Here is a 17,412-nt window from a genome sequence, read left to right as displayed (position 1 = left end):
CGTTCTCCTAGTGTGTCCTCCCAGTGACTTCCTTCGACACCTCCCCGCCTCTCAACGTCTGGCGCGCCATGCTCGCGCTGTCCGTGGTGTTCGTGATGCTCGCGACCACCGGCTGGACCGCACTGCGCACCCACCGGGAGTCGACCGCGCTGCAGCTCTCGCTCGACAAGTGGGAGCACGGCACGCTGCGCGGCCTGCACCTGCCGGACCCCGAGGCGGCCCCCGGGCGGCTCACCCGGTTCTTCGCCTCGCTCACCCCGCACGAGCGCGACCGGCTGGCCCACCGCTACTCACTGGCGGTCGGCAACATGAACGGCGCCCCCGCCAAGCTGCGCTACCGCGCCAACCGCATCGCGCTGGGCCAGGCGCGTGAGGTCGAGCGCGAGCGCATGCACGACAACCGGATCAGCAGGGCCGGACAGCAGGACTCGGCCCAGCGGATGGATCGCTACGAGGCGCTCATGCGTCCCGGTCGGCACATCCTCGCCTTCGACCCCGCGGGCTCGGGCCGGGTCGCGGAGGTGTTCGGCAGCCTCACCAAGGCCGACCGGGTCTCCGTGGTCGTCCCCGGTGTCGACACCGACCTGCTCACCTTCCAGCGGACGTACCGCAGGTACAGCGCCCCGGTCGGCATGGCCAAGGCCCTCTACGCGGCCGAGCGGGCGGAGAGCCCCTCGACGCGCACGGCCGTGATCGCCTGGGCCGACTACACCGCACCGGACGGACTCGGCGTGGACGCGGCCACCGGACTGCGCGCCGAGGAGGGCGCCGTCCGTCTGAACGCGCTGCTGCGCGGCCTGCCCGGCCGGGCGCCGGTGTCGATGTTCTGCCACAGCTACGGCTCCGTGGTCTGCGGGGTCGCCGCGCACGGTATGCCGGGCCGGGTGTCCGACCTGGCGGTGGCCGCGAGCCCCGGCATGCGTGCCGCGACCGCCTCCCGTCTGGGCACCTCGGCCCGGGTGTGGGCGATGCGCGACGCCAGCGACTGGGTGCAGGACGTGCCGTATCTGGAGCTCGGCGGGCTGGGCCACGGGGCCGACCCGGTGTCCTCGGCGTTCGGCGCGCGGGTTCTCTCGGCCCATGACGCGCAGGGCCACAGCGGCTACTTCCAGCCGGGCACGGACAGCCTGCGCAACCTCGCGCACGTCGGCGTCGGCGCGTTCGACGCCGTGACGTGCGCACGGGAAGACGATGTCTGCCGGGCGGATCTGCCCCGCACGACGACGGCCGGACGCGCGTAGAAACAGCAGGAAGTGCGGTCTGCGCGGGTGGCGACGGAGGAGCACGTGCCGCATACGATGAGCCGCATGGGTGACGTACTGGCGGGTTTTCATGCCGTCTGGGAGTTCGAGTCCGACTCCGTGCTCATCCGCTACGAACGGGGGATTCGGACACCCAGGCTCTTCCAGGCGCTGGGCGAGCGGCGCATTCCGCTGGCCGCGGTCGAGGAGGTGACCCTCACTCCCGGCAAGCGCGGCTCCGTCGTACTGCGGCTGCGGCCGCGCCCCGGCGCCGATCCGCTGATGGACGCGGCGGCCGGGCAACTGCGGGAGGGCTCCGACCCGTACCGGCTGGTGCTGCCGGCCGAGCGGGCGACCCTCGCCGAGTACTACGCCGACGAGCTGAAACCGCTGCTGACCGAGTCCGGGCCGGAGCCCGCCGAGCGTGGGCTGGTGGCCGCCCCCGAGGCCCCGCTGCAGTTCAAGGCGTACGACGGAAAGGCGTCCTTCGACGGGACCTCCGTGCAGTTCCGCTGGTCCTGGACGGGTGCGTCCTCGGCGAAGTGGAAGGCGGGGGACCAGACTTGGCCGGTCGCCGACCTCAGCGGAGTGGAGTGGCGCTCGCCGGAGGTCTTCGAGGGGCATCTGCGCCTGGTACCCCGCGAAGGCGACTCCACCCGTCCCGCACAGCCCGACCAGGATCCGGCGGCCGTCGTCTTCGGTCTCGGCTACGGGCCGGTGCACGAATCCTTGCCGTTCGCCGCCGCCGTCCTCGCGGCGCTGCGGACCCGGGGGCCGGTGGCACCGGCCCCGCCCCGGCGGGACCCGGCCGACATCGCCGAGCGCATCCGGCATCTCGGGGAGCTGCACCAGGCGGGCCTGGTCACCGACGAGGAGTTCTCCTCGAAGAAGGCCGAGTTGCTGGCCGAGCTGTAGCGGTGCCGCGCGGCCGGCGGGTCAGCGCTCCGTGGCGTAGAAGCTGATCTTCCGGTTCAGTACCGCCAGGGTGTCGTGCAGTTCCGCGATCCGGGCCAGGACGTCCCGGCGGGTCGACTCGAGCAGTTCCTGGCGCTCGGCGTAGGTACTCTCGCCCTCCCGCACCAACTCCGCGTACCGGACCATGTCGGCCACCGGCATGCCGGTCAGCCGGAGCTTGTTCACGAACTCGAGCCAGTCCAGGTCCCGGTTGCTGTAGCGGCGCTGACCGGTGTGCGAACGGTCGACGTGCGGCATCAGGCCGATCCGCTCGTACCAGCGCAGCGTGTGCGCGGTCAGACCGGTGAAGGCGACGACCTCGCTGATCGTGTAGCCGTCCTGGCCTTCCGGGCGGGGGTGGCACCGGGGTGGGGCGGAGCAGATGTCGGCGGGGGCTGCTTGCTCGGCGGCCGCTGGCGTGGTCTGCATCACCGTCATGCCCCCAACGCTATGGCCTTGGAGTGCACTCCAGGCAAGCGACTCCGGCGAGAAAGGGGTGTGGGGAAAACGGCGCGACGGGTCAGGGGTGCGGTGGTTAGCGTGCCCGGCATGAGTCTCGTACGCCGGGCCGAGCCCGAGGACGCCGCGGAAGTGCTGCGGCTGCGCCAGGTCATGATCGACTCGATGGGCCACGCAGACCGGTCCACCGACTGGCACACCGAGTCCCTCCCCACCCTGCGGGCGAGGCTCGCGGAGCCGGAGGGGGGCTTCGCGGCCTTCGTCGTGGACCATCCGGAGCGGCCGGGAGCGCTGGCCGCGCTGGTGGCGGGCACGCTCGACTACCGGATCGGACGGGCGGCCAACCCACTCGGCACCGTCGGGTACGTCTTCAGCGTCGCCACCGACCCGGACGCCCGCCGGCGCGGGTACGCGCGCGCCTGCATGGACACGCTCCTCGGCTGGTTCCGCGAGCGCGGTGCCGACCGGGTGCAGCTCACCACGTCCCTGGAGGGCGCGCCGCTGTACGCCTCGCTCGGCTTCCGGCCCAAGCCCGACCCCTTGCTGGAGCTGTGGCTCTGAGCGCATAGGCTCGGCCTCATGTCGTTGAACAGCCTGGCGTCGATCGAGAACTGGCCGGTCCCCACCGCCGCGGCGGGCGTGGTCCGCGCGGACGGCACCGTCGTGGGCACCCACGGCCCGGCCGGACAACGGTTCCCCCTCGCCTCGGTCACCAAGCCGCTGGCGGCCTACGCCATGCTCGTCGCCTACGAGGAGGGCGCGATCGAGCTGGACGAGTCGGCCGGCCCGCCCGGCGCCACGGTCCGCCATCTGCTCGCGCACACCTCCGGGCTGGCCTTCGACGAGCACCGGGTGATGGCTCCGCCCGGTGAGCGGCGGCTGTACTCCAACGCGGGGTTCGAGCAGCTCGGTGATCATGTCGCCAAAGCGACGGAGATTCCGTTCGCCGAGTATCTGCGGCAGGCGGTGCTGGAGCCGCTGGGGATGACGTCGACGTCGCTGACGGGGTCGCCGGCGAAGGACGGGGTGTCCACGGTGGAGGATCTGCTGCGGTTCGCCGCCGAGATCCAGGCGCCGCGGCTGCTGGATCCTCGTACGGTGGCTGCGGCGATGAGCGTGCAGTATCCCGGGGTGAAGGGCGTCCTGCCGGGATACGGGCACCAGAACCCCAACGACTGGGGGCTGGGGTTCGAGATCCGGGACTCCAAGTCGCCGCACTGGACGGGGTCTTCGTCGTCGCCGCGGACGTTCGGGCACTTCGGGCAGTCCGGTACGTTCCTGTGGATCGACCCTGATGCGGGTGTTGCCGGAGTCGCGCTGACCGATCGGGCGTTCGGGCCCTGGGCGGTGGAGGCGTGGCCGGTGTTCACGGACGCGGTGCTGGCGGAATTGCGGGGCTGAGGTGTGCCGGGGCTGGGGCCAGGGGTCGCGCAGCCCGGCGCTCACGGGGTGCCGCCGCGCCCACAGCACTGGCGGCACGCATGCCCGCAGCTACGTGGGCAGGGCGCAGTCATGACCCTATTTCCCACAGCAGTAGTTCCGAAGGCGTGATGCCCACCGCCTCCAGGGACTTCGAGTCCGTGACGCGGGCCGAGTCGCCCTGGCCCAAGGTCTCCTCCGCCAGCGTGATCTCGCCCCGGACCACGTGGACGTACACATGGGGCGCGTCCGGTACCGCCGTCCGCTCCCCCGCTGTCAGGCGGCGGACGTGGAGCATCGCGCCGGCGGCCGGGAGGGCGTAGGGGGTGGAGTCGGCGATGCCGGGGATGATCTCGTAGGACGGGTCGCCGCCCGGCTCCAGCGGGGCCAGCCACATCTGGACGAAGGTCAGCGGGGTGTCCGCCTCGTTGCGTTCCACGTGGCGGACGCCCGCCGCCGCGGCGAGATGCTGGACGTCGCCGGGGCGTACCGTCGTCTCGTGACCCGTGGAGTCACGGTGGGTCAGTTCGCCCTCGACCACCCACGTGACGATCTCGGTGTGGCTGTGCGGGTGCTCGTCGAAGCCGGCGCCGGGGGCGAGCCGCTCCTCGTTGCAGGCGATCACCGCGCCGAAGCGCAGGTTGCCGGGGTCGTAGTGCGGGCCGAAGGAGAAGGCGTGGCGGGATTCGATCCCCGCCTCCGGATCCCCTCCGCGGTAGCGCTCACCGGCGCGCCGTACATCCATCACAGCCACCACCGTAGACCGCGCACGGCACCCCGCCGACGCATGGTCCCGTCCCGATAAGGCAGTCTTGTCCCCGTGCCCGAACCCGAAACCCATAGCGGCGAACCCGCAGCGCACGCCGTCCACCAGCACACCGCGACCCTGAAGCGGCTGGAGAGGTCCTCCGGGAGTCTCGCCGCGCAGGCCATCGCGCGCATGGACGAGACCCTGCCGTGGTACCGGGCCATGCCACCGGAGAACCGTTCCTGGATCGGGCTCGTGGCGCAGGCGGGCATCGCCGCGTTCACCGAGTGGTTCCGGCACCCGGACGCGCCGCAGGCCATCTCCACGGACGTCTTCGGGACCGCGCCCCGCGAGCTGACCAGGGCCATCACGCTGCGGCAGACCGTGGAGATGGTGCGGACCACCATCGAGGTGATGGAGTCCGCCATCGACGAGGTGGCGGCCCCTGGGGACGAGCGCGTGCTGCGCGAGGCCCTGCTCGTGTACGCCCGGGAGATCGCGTTCGCCACCGCCCAGGTGTACGCCCAGGCCGCCGAGGCACGCGGTGCCTGGGACGCGCGGCTGGAGTCGCTGGTGGTCAACGCCGTGCTGAGCGGGGAGGCAGACGAGGGGGCCGTCAGCCGGGCCGCCGCGCTCGGCTGGAACTCGCCGGACCATGTGTGCGTCGTGCTCGGCACCGCGCCCGACGGGGACAGCGAGCTGACCGTCGAGGCCATCCGGCGGGCCGCGCGCCACGCCAAGCTGCAGGTGCTCACGGGGGTGCTCGGGGACCGGCTGGTGGTGATCGCCGGGGGCAACCCCAATCCGCTCGCCGTCGCCAAGTCGCTGATCGGGCCGTATGCCGCCGGGCCGGTCGTCGCCGGGCCCGTGGTACCCGACCTGCTGGCCGCCACCCGGTCCGCGCAGGCCGCGGCGGCGGGTCTGAAGGCGTGTTTCGCCTGGCAGGACGCGCCGCGGCCGGTGCTGGCGGACGATCTTCTGCCGGAGCGGGCCATCGCGGGCGATCCGGGCGCGCGCGAGCAGTTGGTGGAGGAGATCTACAGACCACTGGAGGAGGCGGGGTCGGCACTCCTGGAGACCTTGAGTGTCTACCTGGAACAGGCGAGCAGCCTGGAGGGCGCGGCCAGGATGCTGTTCGTTCACCCGAACACCGTGCGCTACCGGCTCCGACGTGTGACAGACGTCACCGGATGGTCGCCCTCGGATGTACGATCCGCGTTTACGCTGCGGATCGCGCTGATCCTGGGGCGTCTGGCCGACGGTGAACCCCAGGCCTAGGGTTTTGTGGGGGCCCCACAAAACCCCTACGTGTTCTTCGTCCCTGTCCCCACGGGCGGCTTCGGCCGTCCCCAAGAGAGAGTGTGAGAGTGCTCGTACTCGTCGCTCCCGGCCAGGGCGCCCAGACGCCCGGCTTCCTGACCCCCTGGCTCGAACTCCCCGGTGCCGCGGACCGCGTCGCCGCGTGGTCGGACGCCATCGGCCTCGACCTGGTCCACTACGGCACCCAGGCCGACGCCGACGCCATCCGCGACACCGCGGTGGCCCAGCCGCTGCTGGTCGCCGCCGGGATCCTGTCCGCCATGGCACTGGGTGACATGTCGGAGATCGCGCCGGGCGCGGTCGCCGGCCACAGCGTGGGTGAGATCACCGCCGCCGCCTTCGCGGGCGTCCTGGACGACACCGCGGCTCTCGGCCTCGTCCGCCGTCGTGGGCTCGCGATGGCCGAGGCCGCCGCGATCACCGAGACCGGCATGTCGGCGCTGCTCGGCGGTGACCCCGAGACCTCCGTCGCGCACCTGGAGAAGCTGGGCCTGACCCCGGCCAACATCAACGGCGCGGGCCAGATCGTCGCCGCCGGCACCCTGGAGCAGCTCGCCGCGCTGGCCGAGGACAAGCCCGAGGGTGTCCGCAAGGTCGTCCCGCTGAAGGTGGCCGGTGCCTTCCACACGCGCCACATGGCCCCCGCCGTCGAGGCGCTGGCCGAGGCCGCGGCGCGGCTGGCGCCCGCCGACCCGAAGGTCCCCTACGTCTCCAACAAGGACGGCCGCCAGGTCGCCTCCGGCGCCGAGGTGCTGGACCGGCTGGTCGGACAGGTCGCCAACCCCGTGCGCTGGGACCTGTGCATGGAGACGTTCAAGGCTCTGGGCGTCACCGCGCTCATCGAGGTGTGCCCCGGCGGCACGCTGACCGGTCTGGCCAAGCGCGCGCTGCCCGGTGTGCGCACGCTCGCCCTGAAGACCCCCGACGACCTCGACGCGGCCCGCACGCTCATCGCCGAGACTGCGACACCTGCCGCTGACGCGGCGAGCGCCTGACAAGGAGCCCAAGACCCATGTCGAAGATCAAGCCCAGCAAGGGTGCCCCGCACGCGCGCATCCTCGGCGTCGGCGGCTACCGGCCGACCCGCGTGGTGCCCAACGAGGTGATCCTGGAGAGGATCGACTCGTCCGACGAGTGGATCCGTTCGCGCTCCGGCATCGAGACCCGGCACTGGGCGGGCCCCGAGGAGACGGTCTCCGCGATGTCCGTCGAGGCGGCCGGCAAGGCGATCGCCGACTCCGGCATCGCCGCCGAGCAGATCGGCGCCGTGGTCGTCTCGACCGTCTCGCACTTCAGCCAGACCCCGGCCGTCGCCACCGAGATCGCCGACAAGCTGGGCACGAACAAGGCCGCCGCATTCGACATCTCGGCCGGCTGCGCGGGCTTCGGCTACGGCCTGACCCTCGCCAAGGGCATGGTGGTGGAAGGTTCCGCCGAGTACGTGCTCGTCATCGGTGTGGAGCGGCTCAGCGACCTCACCGATCTGGAGGACCGGGCCACGGCCTTCCTGTTCGGCGACGGCGCCGGCGCGGTCGTCGTCGGCCCCTCCCAGGAGCCGGCCATCGGCCCGACCGTGTGGGGCTCCGAGGGCGACAAGTCCGGCACCATCAAGCAGACGGTCTCCTGGGACCGTTTCCGGGTCGGCGACCTCGCCGAACTGCCCCTCGACAGCGAGGGCAACGTCAAGTTCCCTGCGATCACGCAGGAGGGCCAGGCGGTGTTCCGCTGGGCCGTGTTCGAGATGGCGAAGGTCGCCCAGCAGGCGCTGGACGCGGCCGGAATCAGCCCGGACGACCTGGACGTCTTCATTCCGCACCAGGCCAACATGCGGATCATCGACTCGATGGTGAAGACGCTGAAGCTGCCGGAGCACGTCACGGTCGCCCGTGACATCCGCACCACCGGCAACACCTCGGCCGCCTCGATCCCGCTCGCGATGGAGCGGCTCCTGGCGACCGGGGAGGCGAAGAGCGGCGACACCGCGCTCGTCATCGGATTCGGGGCGGGTCTCGTCTACGCCGCCACGGTCGTTACCCTCCCCTAGGCACTCCGTGCCGGATCTCGCTTCCGGCTCGGTGCAAACTGCCACAAACCGTCTGGATTATCGAAGAAGGAGCGCCTGACATGGCCGCCACTCAGGAAGAGATCGTCGCCGGTCTCGCCGAGATCGTGAACGAGATCGCCGGGATCCCCACCGAGGACGTCCAGCTGGACAAGTCCTTCACCGACGACCTGGACGTCGACTCGCTGTCCATGGTCGAGGTCGTCGTCGCCGCCGAGGAGCGCTTCGACGTGAAGATCCCGGACGAGGACGTCAAGAACCTCAAGACCGTTGGTGACGCCACCAACTACATCCTCAAGCACCAGGCCTGAGTCACCCCTTAGGCCGTCAGGCTGCTAGGCCCCGCCACCCGGCGGTGGCGCCGTCGAATCCCGTTTTCCGTTGGAGAAAGAATTCCCGTGAGCCCGACCAATCACACCGTGGTCGTCACCGGTATCGGCGCAACCACACCGCTGGGTGGCGACGCAGCCTCGTTCTGGGAGGCCCTGGTCGCCGGCAAGTCCGGTGTCGGCCCGCTCGAGCAGGAGTGGGCGGCCGAGCTGCCGGTCCGCATCGCCGCGCGGATCGCCGTCGAGCCCGGCGAGATCATCCCCCGCCCGCAGGCCCGCAAGCTGGACCGGTCCGCGCAGTTCGCGCTGATCGCCGCTCAGGAGGCCTGGAAGGACGCCGGTTTCACCGCCAAGGCCGGTGAGGACGCGTCCGTCAACCCCGACCGTCTCGGTGCGGTCATCGCCTCCGGTATCGGCGGCGTGACGACGCTCCTGGACCAGTACGACGTGCTCAAGGAGAAGGGCGTACGCCGCGTCTCCCCGCACACCGTGCCGATGCTGATGCCCAACTCCCCGGCGGCCAACGTCGGCATCGAGCTGGGTGCCCGCGCCGGTGTGCACACCCCCGTGTCGGCCTGCGCCTCCGGCGCGGAGGCCATCGGGTACGCGATCGAGATGATCCGCACCGGGCGTGCGGACGTGGTCGTGGCCGGTGGTACCGAGGCCGCCATCCACCCGCTTCCCATCGCCGCCTTCGGCAACATGATGGCGATGTCCAAGAACAACGACGACCCCGAGGGCGCGTCGCGTCCCTACGACTCGGGCCGCGACGGCTTCGTGCTCGGTGAGGGCGCCGGTGTGATCGTCCTGGAGTCCGAGGAGCACGCGAAGGCCCGCGGCGCCCGGATCTACGTCGAGGCGGTCGGCCAGGGCATCTCCGCCGACAGCCACCACATCACGCAGCCGGAGCCGTCCGGCAACGGCATCGCGCACGCGCTGCAGAACCTGCTCGACAACACGGACCTGAAACCGGCCGAGGTCGTGCACGTGAACGCGCACGCCACCTCGACGCCGCAGGGTGACGTCGCCGAGATCAAGGCGCTGCGGAAGGTGTTCGGCGACGACGTCGACCACATGGCGATCTCCGCCACCAAGTCGATGACCGGTCACCTGCTCGGCGGCGCGGGCGGTATCGAGACCGTGGCGTCGATCCTGGCGCTGGTGAACCGTACGGCTCCGCCGACCATCAACCTGTCGAACCTCGACCCCGAGGTCAACGCGGACGTGGTGACCGGTGAGGCCCGCGAGCTGCCCGAGGGGCGGATCGCCGTGCTGAACGACTCGTTCGGCTTCGGCGGGCACAACGTGGTCCTGGCCTTCCGGACCGTCTGAGAGCACAAGTGAGGAGCCCCCACCGGCCGGTGGGGGCTCTTTCATGTGTCCTGCGGGTTCTTCCGCGTGTCCTGGAGGTTCTCGGGCGTGTCCTGGAGACTCTCGGGCGTGTCCGGGAGGCTTCTCGCGTGTCCGGGAGGGTTCAGACCACCTGGTGCAGCCAGCGCACCGGTGCTCCCTCGCCCGCGTAGCGGAACGGCTCGAGCTCGTCGTCCCAGGGCTTCCCGAGGAGCTTGGCGATCTCCGCCTCCAGGTCGGTCTCCTCGCGCTGGGAACGCGTCAGCGCCGCGCGCAACCGGTCCTCGGGGATGAGGATGTCGCCGTGGATGCCGGTGACCGCGTGGAAGATGCCGAGGTCGGGGGTGCAGCTGTAGCGCTCGCCCTCGGCGGTGGCGCAGGGCTCGGCGGTGACCTCGAAGCGCAGCAGGTGCCAGCCGCGCAGGGCGGAGGCGAGCTTGGAGGCGGTGCCGGCCTCGCCCTGCCAGGAGAACTCCGAGCGCCAGGTGCCGGGTGCCGCGGGCTGCCGGATCCAGTCGAGGCTGACGCGCGTGCCGAGCACCCCGGCGACGGCCCACTCGACGTGCGGGCACAGCGCGCGCGGCGCGGAGTGCACGTACAGAACTCCACGTGTCGTCACCGGAACCTCCGGGCAGAGCGGGACATCTTGCGGACTGGCTGGGCGGCCCAGGCGCGACGGCCGCGTTTGATGGCGAGGCTACCCTGCGGCGGGGCAAGGAGTGTGACGTACCGTCGGTCCCGGTGCCAGGAAACCCGCGTCATTCACCCAGGGGGACGCTTGTACGGGGGTGCGGCGTTCCCAGGTCCCCGGTCCGGGAACCCTGGCGCGTTGTCATGGGAGGGAGCACCGCACCGTCGAGCGAGGGGAGCAGCCAAGATGCGCGAGCGAGGCCACCGGGCGCGGGGCGCCGTCGCCGTCATGACGGCGACCGTCCTGGCCCTGACGGGGTGTGACGCCTTCGGCGGTGGTGGCGCCGACGGCAAGAAGGACACCGGTACGCCCGCCTCCCGGCCTCCGGCCAGGCCGGCGCCGGTGTGGGACCGCAGTCCGGACTCGATCGCCGCGGTCGGCGACTCCATCACCCGGGGCTTCGACGCGTGCGCCGTGCTCTCCGACTGCCCCGAGGTGTCGTGGGCGACGGGCAGCGACGCCGGGGTCGACAGCCTGGCGGTGCGGCTGCTGGGGGTGCGGGGGGCGGCGGAGCACAGCCGCAACTACGCGGTGACCGGCGCCCGGATGTCGGACCTGCCGCGGCAGATGGCCGGCGCGATCGCCGGGCGGCCCGAACTGGTCACGGTGATGATCGGCGCGAACGACGCCTGCCGCGCGTCGGTCTCGGCGATGACCCCGGTGGCGGACTTCCGGGCGGACTTCGAGGCGTCGCTGGCCAAGCTGCGTACGGCGCTGCCCAGGACGCAGGTGTACGTGGCGAGCGTGCCGAACCTGCTGCGGCTGTGGTCCCAGGGCCGGACGAACCCGCTGGGCAAGCAGGTGTGGAAGCTGGGCATCTGCCCGTCGATGCTGGCCGAGGCCGACGATCTGACCGGCGGGGCCACGCGGCGACGGGAGGAGGTGCAGCGGCGGGTGGAGGACTACAACGCGGCGCTGCGGGCCGTGTGCGCCAAGGACCGCCGCTGCCGCTTCGACGGGAACGCGGTGTTCGACTTCCGCTTCGGCACCGATCAGCTCAGCCGCTGGGACTGGTTCCACCCGAGCCGCGACGGGCAGGCACGGCTGGCCGAGATCGCGTACCGCACTGTCACCGTGCGGAGACCGTGACTAGGGTTTCCCACATGAGCGAACTTTTCTGCACACTTCCCGACGGCGCGCCGGTGCACCGCTGGACGCTGGAGCGGGCCGGGGTGCGGGTGCGGGTGCTGTCGTACGGCGGGATCGTGCAGTCGGTCGAGGTTCCGGACCGGGACGGGCGTACGGCGGACGTGGTGCTGGGGTTTCCCGGGGTGGAGGGCTATCTGGAGCACCCGGAGCCCTACCTCGGCGCCCTGGTGGGCCGGTACGCCAACCGGATCGCGGGCGGGCGCTTCGCGCTGGACGGCCGTACGTACGCGCTGCCGGTGAACGACGGGCCCAACTGCCTGCACGGCGGGAACCGCGGGTTCGACAAGCGGGTGTGGGAGGCGGAGCCGGCCGGGGACGGCGTCCGGCTGCGCCGGGTGAGTCCGGACGGCGAGGAGGGCTTCCCGGGCCGGCTGGAGGTGTCCGTGACGTACACACTGGACGGCTCCGGGGCGCTGCGGATCGCCTACGAGGCCGTGACGGACGCGCCGACCGTCCTCAACCCCACCAATCACTCGTACTGGAACCTGGGCGGTTCAGGTCATACGGGCGGTCACGAACTGCGACTCGCCGCCTCCCGGGTCACCCCGGTGGACGCGGACCTGATCCCCACCGGGGTTCTCCAGGACGTGACCGGTTCCCGCTTCGACTTCCGCGCGGTCCGCGAGGTCGGTTCCGGCTACGACCACAACTTCGTGCTGGACAAGGGCGTGACACACGCCGCCGAGGAGGTGGCCGAGCTGCACGACCCGGTGTCCGGACGGGTGCTCACGGTGGCCACCACCGAGCCCGGGCTGCAGCTCTACACCGCCGACCATCTGGCCGCGCCCTTCTCCCCCGGCGAGGGGATCGCCCTGGAGACCCAGCACTTCCCCGACTCCCCCAACCACCCGGACTTCCCGGGCACCGTGCTGCGGCCGGGCGAGGTGTTCCGGTCCGAGACGGTGTACGGCTTCTCGGCGCGCTGAGAAAGGGACGAGCCCCGGTCCGGAGGTCAGGTTTCCGGACCGGGGCTGCCCACGGGGGACTTGTCCCGGTCCCGACGTTAAACGCCCCGCCCACCCCGGGACCCGCGATGAGCCCCCTCACAGCGATCCCGTACGAACCCTTCACAAACGGCCACGCCTCAGCCGCGTCACGCCTTCCAGGCGTGGGCCAGGCACTTGCTCGCCACGCGCACCAGGGCGAGGGCCACCGCCCAGGCGTGGGCCCCGGTGGCGTACAGCGCGGCGACCCCCGCGCCGAACCAGAGCAGTTCGAAGACGGCGCGGGCCGTGCCGCGGAGTTGGAACCTCGCCCTCGGCGACGCGAACAGCCCCCACAACTCGGCGAGCAGCCCCATCCCGCAGACGCCGACGAGGAAGCCGCCGGCGCCGCCATGGGTGACGCCCCAGTACAGGACGGCCCCGAGGACGGACAGCTCCAGGAGGAAGAGGACGACCGGATTCAGGGCCTTCGCCGTCTTCACGCCCGGCAGTATCGCCCGGCGGTCCGCGGGGCGACAGGGCGGGCGGGGTTCACGAAGGGATCGGTTCGTTCGCTTCGGTGGGGGTCTGGTCGGTGGATTCCTCGTCCAGGAGGTCGCGGGTGAGGAGGGTGGCGCCGGCCACCGCGCCCGGCATCAGGAAGACCGCGACGAACGGGAGCAGGAAGGCCAGGCCGAGCGGGGTGCCGAAGCCCCAGACCAGGGTCTTGCGGGAGCGGAGCAGGGTGAGGCGGGCGCGCAGGTCCACGCCCCGGCGCTGGAGGGCGATGGCGGTCAGTTCCTCGGTGAGGAAGAACCCGGTGACGAAGAAGCCGATCACCGGGACGACCGTCTGGCCGACGAGGGGCAGGAAGCCGGCGGCGAAGAGCAGCACGCCCCACAGCAGGGCCCGGACCAGGATCCGCAGGCTGTCCCGGGCCGAGATCCACAGCTCGCGCCAGAGCGGGAGGCCCGACTCGGGTGCCGTGCCGTCGGGCGAGACGTCCTGGTCGACCTTCTGCGAGAGGCTGTCGTAGAAGGGCTGGCCGATCAGCAGGGTGAGGGCCGTGAAGGTGAGGACGGCCAGCAGCAGGCCCAGGGCGAACAGGACGGCCGTCAGGAAGCCGCGGAAGAGGCCCTGCCAGGGGCTCCCCCAGTCGTCCGCGAACGGGGTGGCCCAGGCGACCCCGTCCTCGCCCCACACGGCGAGCACGACCAGCGCCGCCGCGTAGAGGACCAGCGTGATCAGGCCCGGCAGCAGGCCGAAGCCGAACTGGCGGCCGTGCCGGGCCACCCAGCGCTGGCCCGCCACGAGATAACCGAAACCCACCCCGAGATCGCGCATGGCGAAGACTTTACTGGGACTCAGGCGGCCAGCATCCGCCGCAGCAGGTCCCGCAGGGACCGCCGCTCCTCGGCGGAGAGCCCGGCGAGGGGCTCACGCGCGAAGCGCAGGCCCTCGCGCAGGTCCCGGGCGACCCTGCGGCCCTCGTCGGTGGCGGCGGCCAGCTTCACCCGGCGGTCCGCCGGGTCGGGGCGGCGCTCCGCCAGGCCCCGGGACTCCAGGCGGTCGACTATCCCGGTCACGTTCGAGGGCTCGCACTTCAGCTTGTGCGCGAGCTTGCGCATCGGCAGCGGCTCCAGCGACAGCAGGCTGAGCAGGCGTGCCTGCGGGCCGGTCAGCGCGTGGGCGGCCGCCGCCTCCTCGTAGTCCGCGTAGAAGCGGGCCACGACGTCCCCGATCAGCTCGACGACCTCCATGGTGAGCTCGTCGGGACGGCGGGCATTCGGTGGTGTGGCCATGCCGCTCAGGATACCGGGTTACTTGACATCATGAAATATTCAGGTTCATTGTTGTTTCAGGTACTGAAGTAAATGAAAGGCGACCCCATGATCAACCGCGAGTGGCACCTTCTCAGCCGTCCGGTCGGCTGGCCGAAGCCCGAGGACTTCGCCCTGGTCGAGACGCCCGTCCCGACCCCCGGCGAGGGCCAGGTGCTGGTGCGGAACGAGTACCTCTCCGTGGACCCGTACATGCGCGGCAGGATGTCGGCGGCCAAGTCGTACGCCGCCCCGTTCGAGCTGGACAAGGTCATGCAGGGCGGCGCGGTCGGTGAGGTCGTCGCCTCCAACGCCGAGGGCATCGCGGTCGGCGACCACGTCCTGCACTTCTTCGGCTGGCGCGAGTACGCGGCCGTGGACGCGAAGAACGCCGTCAAGGTCGACCCCCAGGCCGCCCCGCTGTCGACGTACCTCGGCGTGCTCGGCATGACGGGTCTGACCGCGTACGCGGGCCTGCTGCGCACCGCCTCCCTCAAGGAGGGCGACGTCGTCTTCGTGTCCGGCGCGGCGGGCGCGGTCGGCAGCCAGGTCGGGCAGATCGCGAAGCTCAAGGGCGCCTCGCGGGTCATCGGCTCGGCGGGCTCCGCCGAGAAGGTCCGGCTGCTGACGGAGGAGTACGGCTTCGACGCCGCCTTCAACTACAAGGACGGCCCGGTGAGCGAGCAGCTGCGCGCGGCCGCCCCCGACGGGATCGACGTGTACTTCGACAACGTCGGCGGCGAGCACCTGGAGGCCGCCATCGGGTCGCTGAACCAGGGCGGCCGGATCGCCGTCTGCGGCATGATCTCCGTCTACAACAACACCGAGCCCGCCCCCGGCCCGCGCAACCTGGCCCGTCTCATCCAGACCCGCGGCCGAATCGAGGGTTTCCTGGTGGGCGACCACTACGACCTGCAGCCGCAGTTCGTCCAGGAGGTCGGTCCCTGGGTCGCCTCGGGCGCGCTGAAGTACCGCGAGACCGTGGTCGAGGGCATCGAGAACAACCTGGAGGCGTTCCTCGGGGTCCTGCGCGGCGACAACACCGGGAAGATGATCGTCAAGCTCTGACCCTGGCCCGGACTTTCCGGCATGCGGTAACTTCATTCCGAAATCCGCCGTCGATCGTGGGCGCGAGTCGCGGCGGACCGAGGAGGAAGACAACCGCATACCCATTCAGCAGTCCGACGTCCTGTACACGGCCGTCGCCACCGCCGAGAACGGCCGCGACGGCCGTGTCGCCACCGACGACGGGAAGCTCGACGTCGTCGTGAACCCGCCGAAGGAGATGGGCGGCAGCGGCGCCGGCACCAACCCGGAGCAGCTGTTCGCCGCCGGGTACAGCGCCTGCTTCCGGGGCGCGCTCGGCGTGGTCGCCCGGCAGGAGGGCGCCGACGTCTCCGGTTCGACCGTCACCGCCAAGGTCGGGATCGGCCGGAACGAGGACGGCTTCGGGATCGTCGTGGAGATCTCCGCGAACATCCCGAACGTCGACGAGGCCACCGCGCGGGTACTGATCGAGAAGGCGCACCAGGTGTGCCCCTACTCGAAGGCGACGCGCGGCGACATCACCGTGACGCCGGCCCGGTAACGGTCGTTGCGTAGGACGGCGGCCGCATCCTTGGACGTGGGATGCGGCCGCCGTCGTACGCCGTGTCATCCGGCTGCCGGCGCCGCCCGGTGGACGGCCGCCGCCAGCCGGTCGTTCTCCGCGGCCGAGCCGCCCGGGAACGCGAACCGGCGCCTGGTGTAGCCGTAGGCGAGGCCGCTGCGGGGATCGGCGAAGGCCTGGGAGCCGGCGGCGCCGCTGTGGCCGATCGCGCCGGCGCCCAGGAAGGGGTGCCAGGTGTCGGCCGTGTCCTGGAAGCCGAGGCCGTACGACTTGTGGGCCCGGGCCACCAGGTCGTACCCCGTGGAGTGCGGCTGCCCGAACTCCGCGACCGTGTCCTGCTTCAGCAGCGGTGCCTTGCCGTCGACCTCGCTGATCATCGCCGCGTACATCCCGGCCAGACCGCGCGCCGAGGCGACACCCCCCACCGACGCCGGGCCCCGGGCCCGGACCGCGCGCTCGTTCGGCAGCGACTCCAGGTCGGTCGGCTCGGCCGCGTGCCGGTTGAAGGCGATCGAGCCGAGGGTGTGCGGTCCGCTCGGCAGCGCGTCGAGCACCGCCTGCTGCTCGGGGGTGGGCAGCATCGGCAGGGTGGTGCGGAAGCGGCTCTCGCGGGTGGCCGGCAGGCCGAGGTGGAAGTCCAGTCCGTAGGGGGCTCGCACCCGCTCCTCGTAGACCTCCTGGAGCGTACGGCCGGTGGCGCGGCGGACGACCTCGCCGGTGAGCGCGCCGATCACCAGGGCGTGGTAGCCGAAGGCCGTGCCCGGCCGCCAGAACGGCCGCTGGTCGGCGAGGCGTTCGGCCAGTGCCCGGTCGTCGGCCAGCTCGGCCGCGCTGAACCCGGTGTCGGTGCCGATCAGACCGGCCCGGTGCGCGAGCAGCTCGCGCAGGGTCAGCGCGCCCTTGCCCTCGACCCCGAACTCCGGCCAGTAGTAGGTGACCCTGCGGTCCAGCTCCAGCGTGCCGTCCTGCACCAGCAGGGCCACGACGAGGTGCGCGGCGCCCTTGGTGGACGAGAACACGCCGTACAGCGAGTCACCGTCGGCGTCCTCACCCGCCCACAGGTCGACGACCCGCCTGCCGTGCACATGGGCGCACAACTGGCCCTCGTAGTCGTCCCGTTCCTCCGCCACGAAGGCGGCGAACTCCTCGCGCACCGCCTCGTAGCCCTCGGCGACCGTGCCGTGCACGGTGGTTCCCTGCGTCATCCGCTCTCCTCGACCGAGGCGCTCGCGCGTCGCTCCCGCTTGTACACAACGCCCTCTCCACCACCGGGCGTTCCTGGGATCGGTACGGCGAGGTGTACCCGTTCGACTCAACCGTGTCGAGCGCGGCCCGGTT

20 protein-coding genes are annotated in these 17,412 nt (G+C 71.7%); 13 read left to right on the top strand and 7 right to left on the bottom strand.

Annotated features, from left to right (window positions below; all coding sequences use genetic code 11):
• The first annotated feature begins 23 nt into the window (after positions 1–23).
• Positions 24–1,241 carry an alpha/beta hydrolase gene (locus ACFVVO_RS29120; protein WP_390058792.1) on the top strand — a complete coding sequence of 406 codons (1,218 nt, stop codon included), beginning with the start codon at positions 24–26 and terminating at the stop codon, positions 1,239–1,241.
• Between the two features lie 66 nt (positions 1,242–1,307).
• Positions 1,308–2,156, top strand: coding sequence for a DUF4429 domain-containing protein (locus ACFVVO_RS29115; protein WP_390058790.1), 849 nt, complete (start codon positions 1,308–1,310; stop codon positions 2,154–2,156).
• Positions 2,157–2,177: 21 nt separating this feature from the next.
• Here ACFVVO_RS29115 and ACFVVO_RS29110 read toward each other — a convergent pair whose 3' ends face one another.
• Positions 2,178–2,633: a MerR family transcriptional regulator gene (locus ACFVVO_RS29110; protein ID WP_390058788.1), complete on the bottom strand. Its 456-nt coding sequence runs from the start codon at positions 2,631–2,633 to the stop codon at positions 2,178–2,180.
• Between the two features lie 111 nt (positions 2,634–2,744).
• Between ACFVVO_RS29110 and ACFVVO_RS29105 the strand changes: the two genes are divergently transcribed.
• Together ACFVVO_RS29105 and ACFVVO_RS29100 are read left to right on the top strand one after the other, a co-directional pair.
• Positions 2,745–3,215: a GNAT family N-acetyltransferase gene (locus tag ACFVVO_RS29105; protein ID WP_390058786.1), complete on the top strand. Its 471-nt coding sequence runs from the start codon at positions 2,745–2,747 to the stop codon at positions 3,213–3,215.
• Between the two features lie 18 nt (positions 3,216–3,233).
• Positions 3,234–4,055, top strand: a complete 822-nt coding sequence (locus ACFVVO_RS29100) for a serine hydrolase domain-containing protein (protein WP_390058785.1) — start codon at positions 3,234–3,236, stop codon at positions 4,053–4,055.
• Positions 4,056–4,164: 109 nt separating this feature from the next.
• On the opposite strand, the gene ACFVVO_RS29095 is transcribed toward ACFVVO_RS29100, so the two are convergent.
• Positions 4,165–4,818, bottom strand: a complete 654-nt coding sequence (locus tag ACFVVO_RS29095; protein ID WP_390059097.1) for a pirin family protein — start codon at positions 4,816–4,818, stop codon at positions 4,165–4,167.
• A gap of 75 nt (positions 4,819–4,893) precedes the next feature.
• On the opposite strand from ACFVVO_RS29095, the gene fasR reads away from it, so the two are divergent.
• From fasR to fabF, 5 genes are all read left to right on the top strand, one after another.
• Complete coding sequence (gene fasR, locus ACFVVO_RS29090) at positions 4,894–6,099, top strand: fatty acid biosynthesis transcriptional regulator FasR (protein ID WP_390058783.1); 1,206 nt, start codon at positions 4,894–4,896, stop codon at positions 6,097–6,099.
• 89 nt (positions 6,100–6,188) lie between these two features.
• A complete protein-coding gene (locus ACFVVO_RS29085; protein WP_390059095.1) occupies positions 6,189–7,136 on the top strand; it encodes an ACP S-malonyltransferase in 948 nt (315 codons plus the stop codon).
• A gap of 17 nt (positions 7,137–7,153) precedes the next feature.
• Positions 7,154–8,185, top strand: a complete 1,032-nt coding sequence (locus tag ACFVVO_RS29080; RefSeq protein ID WP_390058782.1) for a ketoacyl-ACP synthase III — start codon at positions 7,154–7,156, stop codon at positions 8,183–8,185.
• 80 nt (positions 8,186–8,265) lie between these two features.
• On the top strand, positions 8,266–8,514 hold the full coding sequence (locus ACFVVO_RS29075) for an acyl carrier protein (protein WP_133921367.1): 249 nt from the start codon (positions 8,266–8,268) through the stop codon (positions 8,512–8,514).
• Between the two features lie 87 nt (positions 8,515–8,601).
• On the top strand, positions 8,602–9,864 hold the full coding sequence (fabF, locus tag ACFVVO_RS29070; protein ID WP_390058781.1) for a beta-ketoacyl-ACP synthase II: 1,263 nt from the start codon (positions 8,602–8,604) through the stop codon (positions 9,862–9,864).
• Between the two features lie 142 nt (positions 9,865–10,006).
• Here fabF and ACFVVO_RS29065 read toward each other — a convergent pair whose 3' ends face one another.
• Positions 10,007–10,501: a DUF3145 domain-containing protein gene (locus tag ACFVVO_RS29065; RefSeq protein ID WP_351659796.1), complete on the bottom strand. Its 495-nt coding sequence runs from the start codon at positions 10,499–10,501 to the stop codon at positions 10,007–10,009.
• Positions 10,502–10,759: 258 nt separating this feature from the next.
• Between ACFVVO_RS29065 and ACFVVO_RS29060 the strand changes: the two genes are divergently transcribed.
• Together ACFVVO_RS29060 and ACFVVO_RS29055 are read left to right on the top strand one after the other, a co-directional pair.
• Positions 10,760–11,662, top strand: coding sequence for an SGNH/GDSL hydrolase family protein (locus ACFVVO_RS29060; RefSeq protein ID WP_390058780.1), 903 nt, complete (start codon positions 10,760–10,762; stop codon positions 11,660–11,662).
• A 14-nt stretch (positions 11,663–11,676) separates the two neighbouring features.
• Complete coding sequence (locus tag ACFVVO_RS29055) at positions 11,677–12,648, top strand: aldose epimerase family protein (protein WP_390058779.1); 972 nt, start codon at positions 11,677–11,679, stop codon at positions 12,646–12,648.
• Between the two features lie 167 nt (positions 12,649–12,815).
• Here the strand turns inward: ACFVVO_RS29055 and ACFVVO_RS29050 are convergent, their stop codons facing one another.
• Genes ACFVVO_RS29050 through ACFVVO_RS29040 form a run of 3 tightly spaced genes read right to left on the bottom strand, consistent with a single transcriptional unit; the run spans position 12,816 to position 14,447 of the window.
• Entirely contained in the window at positions 12,816–13,148 is a 333-nt protein-coding gene (locus ACFVVO_RS29050; RefSeq protein WP_390058778.1) for a YrdB family protein, read from the bottom strand.
• A gap of 49 nt (positions 13,149–13,197) precedes the next feature.
• Positions 13,198–13,989 carry an EI24 domain-containing protein gene (locus ACFVVO_RS29045; RefSeq protein WP_390058777.1) on the bottom strand — a complete coding sequence of 264 codons (792 nt, stop codon included), beginning with the start codon at positions 13,987–13,989 and terminating at the stop codon, positions 13,198–13,200.
• A gap of 20 nt (positions 13,990–14,009) precedes the next feature.
• Positions 14,010–14,447, bottom strand: a complete 438-nt coding sequence (locus ACFVVO_RS29040) for a MarR family transcriptional regulator (protein ID WP_390058775.1) — start codon at positions 14,445–14,447, stop codon at positions 14,010–14,012.
• Positions 14,448–14,534: 87 nt separating this feature from the next.
• On the opposite strand from ACFVVO_RS29040, the gene ACFVVO_RS29035 reads away from it, so the two are divergent.
• Positions 14,535–15,533, top strand: coding sequence for an NADP-dependent oxidoreductase (locus tag ACFVVO_RS29035; protein WP_390058773.1), 999 nt, complete (start codon positions 14,535–14,537; stop codon positions 15,531–15,533).
• Between the two features lie 97 nt (positions 15,534–15,630).
• Positions 15,631–16,053: an organic hydroperoxide resistance protein gene (locus ACFVVO_RS29030; protein ID WP_390059094.1), complete on the top strand. Its 423-nt coding sequence runs from the start codon at positions 15,631–15,633 to the stop codon at positions 16,051–16,053.
• Between the two features lie 65 nt (positions 16,054–16,118).
• On the opposite strand, the gene ACFVVO_RS29025 is transcribed toward ACFVVO_RS29030, so the two are convergent.
• Positions 16,119–17,279, bottom strand: a complete 1,161-nt coding sequence (locus ACFVVO_RS29025; RefSeq protein ID WP_390058772.1) for a serine hydrolase domain-containing protein — start codon at positions 17,277–17,279, stop codon at positions 16,119–16,121.
• Between the last annotated feature and the right edge of the window lie 133 nt (positions 17,280–17,412).

The sequence above is a fragment of the Streptomyces sp. NPDC058145 genome (assembly GCF_042884245.1).
Lineage (GTDB): Bacteria > Actinomycetota > Actinomycetes > Streptomycetales > Streptomycetaceae > Streptomyces.
This window is presented reverse-complemented; position numbering and strand designations above follow the sequence as displayed.

Coding starts and splice junctions, on each gene's coding strand:
- ACFVVO_RS29100 (WP_390058785.1), top strand. CDS start 3,234: ATGTCGTTGAACAGCCTGGCGTCGATCGAGAACTGGCCGGTCCCCACC.
- ACFVVO_RS29025 (WP_390058772.1), bottom strand. CDS start 17,279: ATGACGCAGGGAACCACCGTGCACGGCACGGTCGCCGAGGGCTACGAG.
- ACFVVO_RS29110 (WP_390058788.1), bottom strand. CDS start 2,633: ATGACGGTGATGCAGACCACGCCAGCGGCCGCCGAGCAAGCAGCCCCC.
- ACFVVO_RS29115 (WP_390058790.1), top strand. CDS start 1,308: ATGGGTGACGTACTGGCGGGTTTTCATGCCGTCTGGGAGTTCGAGTCC.
- ACFVVO_RS29095 (WP_390059097.1), bottom strand. CDS start 4,818: ATGGATGTACGGCGCGCCGGTGAGCGCTACCGCGGAGGGGATCCGGAG.
- ACFVVO_RS29055 (WP_390058779.1), top strand. CDS start 11,677: ATGAGCGAACTTTTCTGCACACTTCCCGACGGCGCGCCGGTGCACCGC.
- ACFVVO_RS29075 (WP_133921367.1), top strand. CDS start 8,266: ATGGCCGCCACTCAGGAAGAGATCGTCGCCGGTCTCGCCGAGATCGTG.
- ACFVVO_RS29035 (WP_390058773.1), top strand. CDS start 14,535: ATGATCAACCGCGAGTGGCACCTTCTCAGCCGTCCGGTCGGCTGGCCG.
- ACFVVO_RS29045 (WP_390058777.1), bottom strand. CDS start 13,989: ATGCGCGATCTCGGGGTGGGTTTCGGTTATCTCGTGGCGGGCCAGCGC.
- ACFVVO_RS29105 (WP_390058786.1), top strand. CDS start 2,745: ATGAGTCTCGTACGCCGGGCCGAGCCCGAGGACGCCGCGGAAGTGCTG.
- ACFVVO_RS29040 (WP_390058775.1), bottom strand. CDS start 14,447: ATGGCCACACCACCGAATGCCCGCCGTCCCGACGAGCTCACCATGGAG.
- ACFVVO_RS29080 (WP_390058782.1), top strand. CDS start 7,154: ATGTCGAAGATCAAGCCCAGCAAGGGTGCCCCGCACGCGCGCATCCTC.
- ACFVVO_RS29060 (WP_390058780.1), top strand. CDS start 10,760: ATGCGCGAGCGAGGCCACCGGGCGCGGGGCGCCGTCGCCGTCATGACG.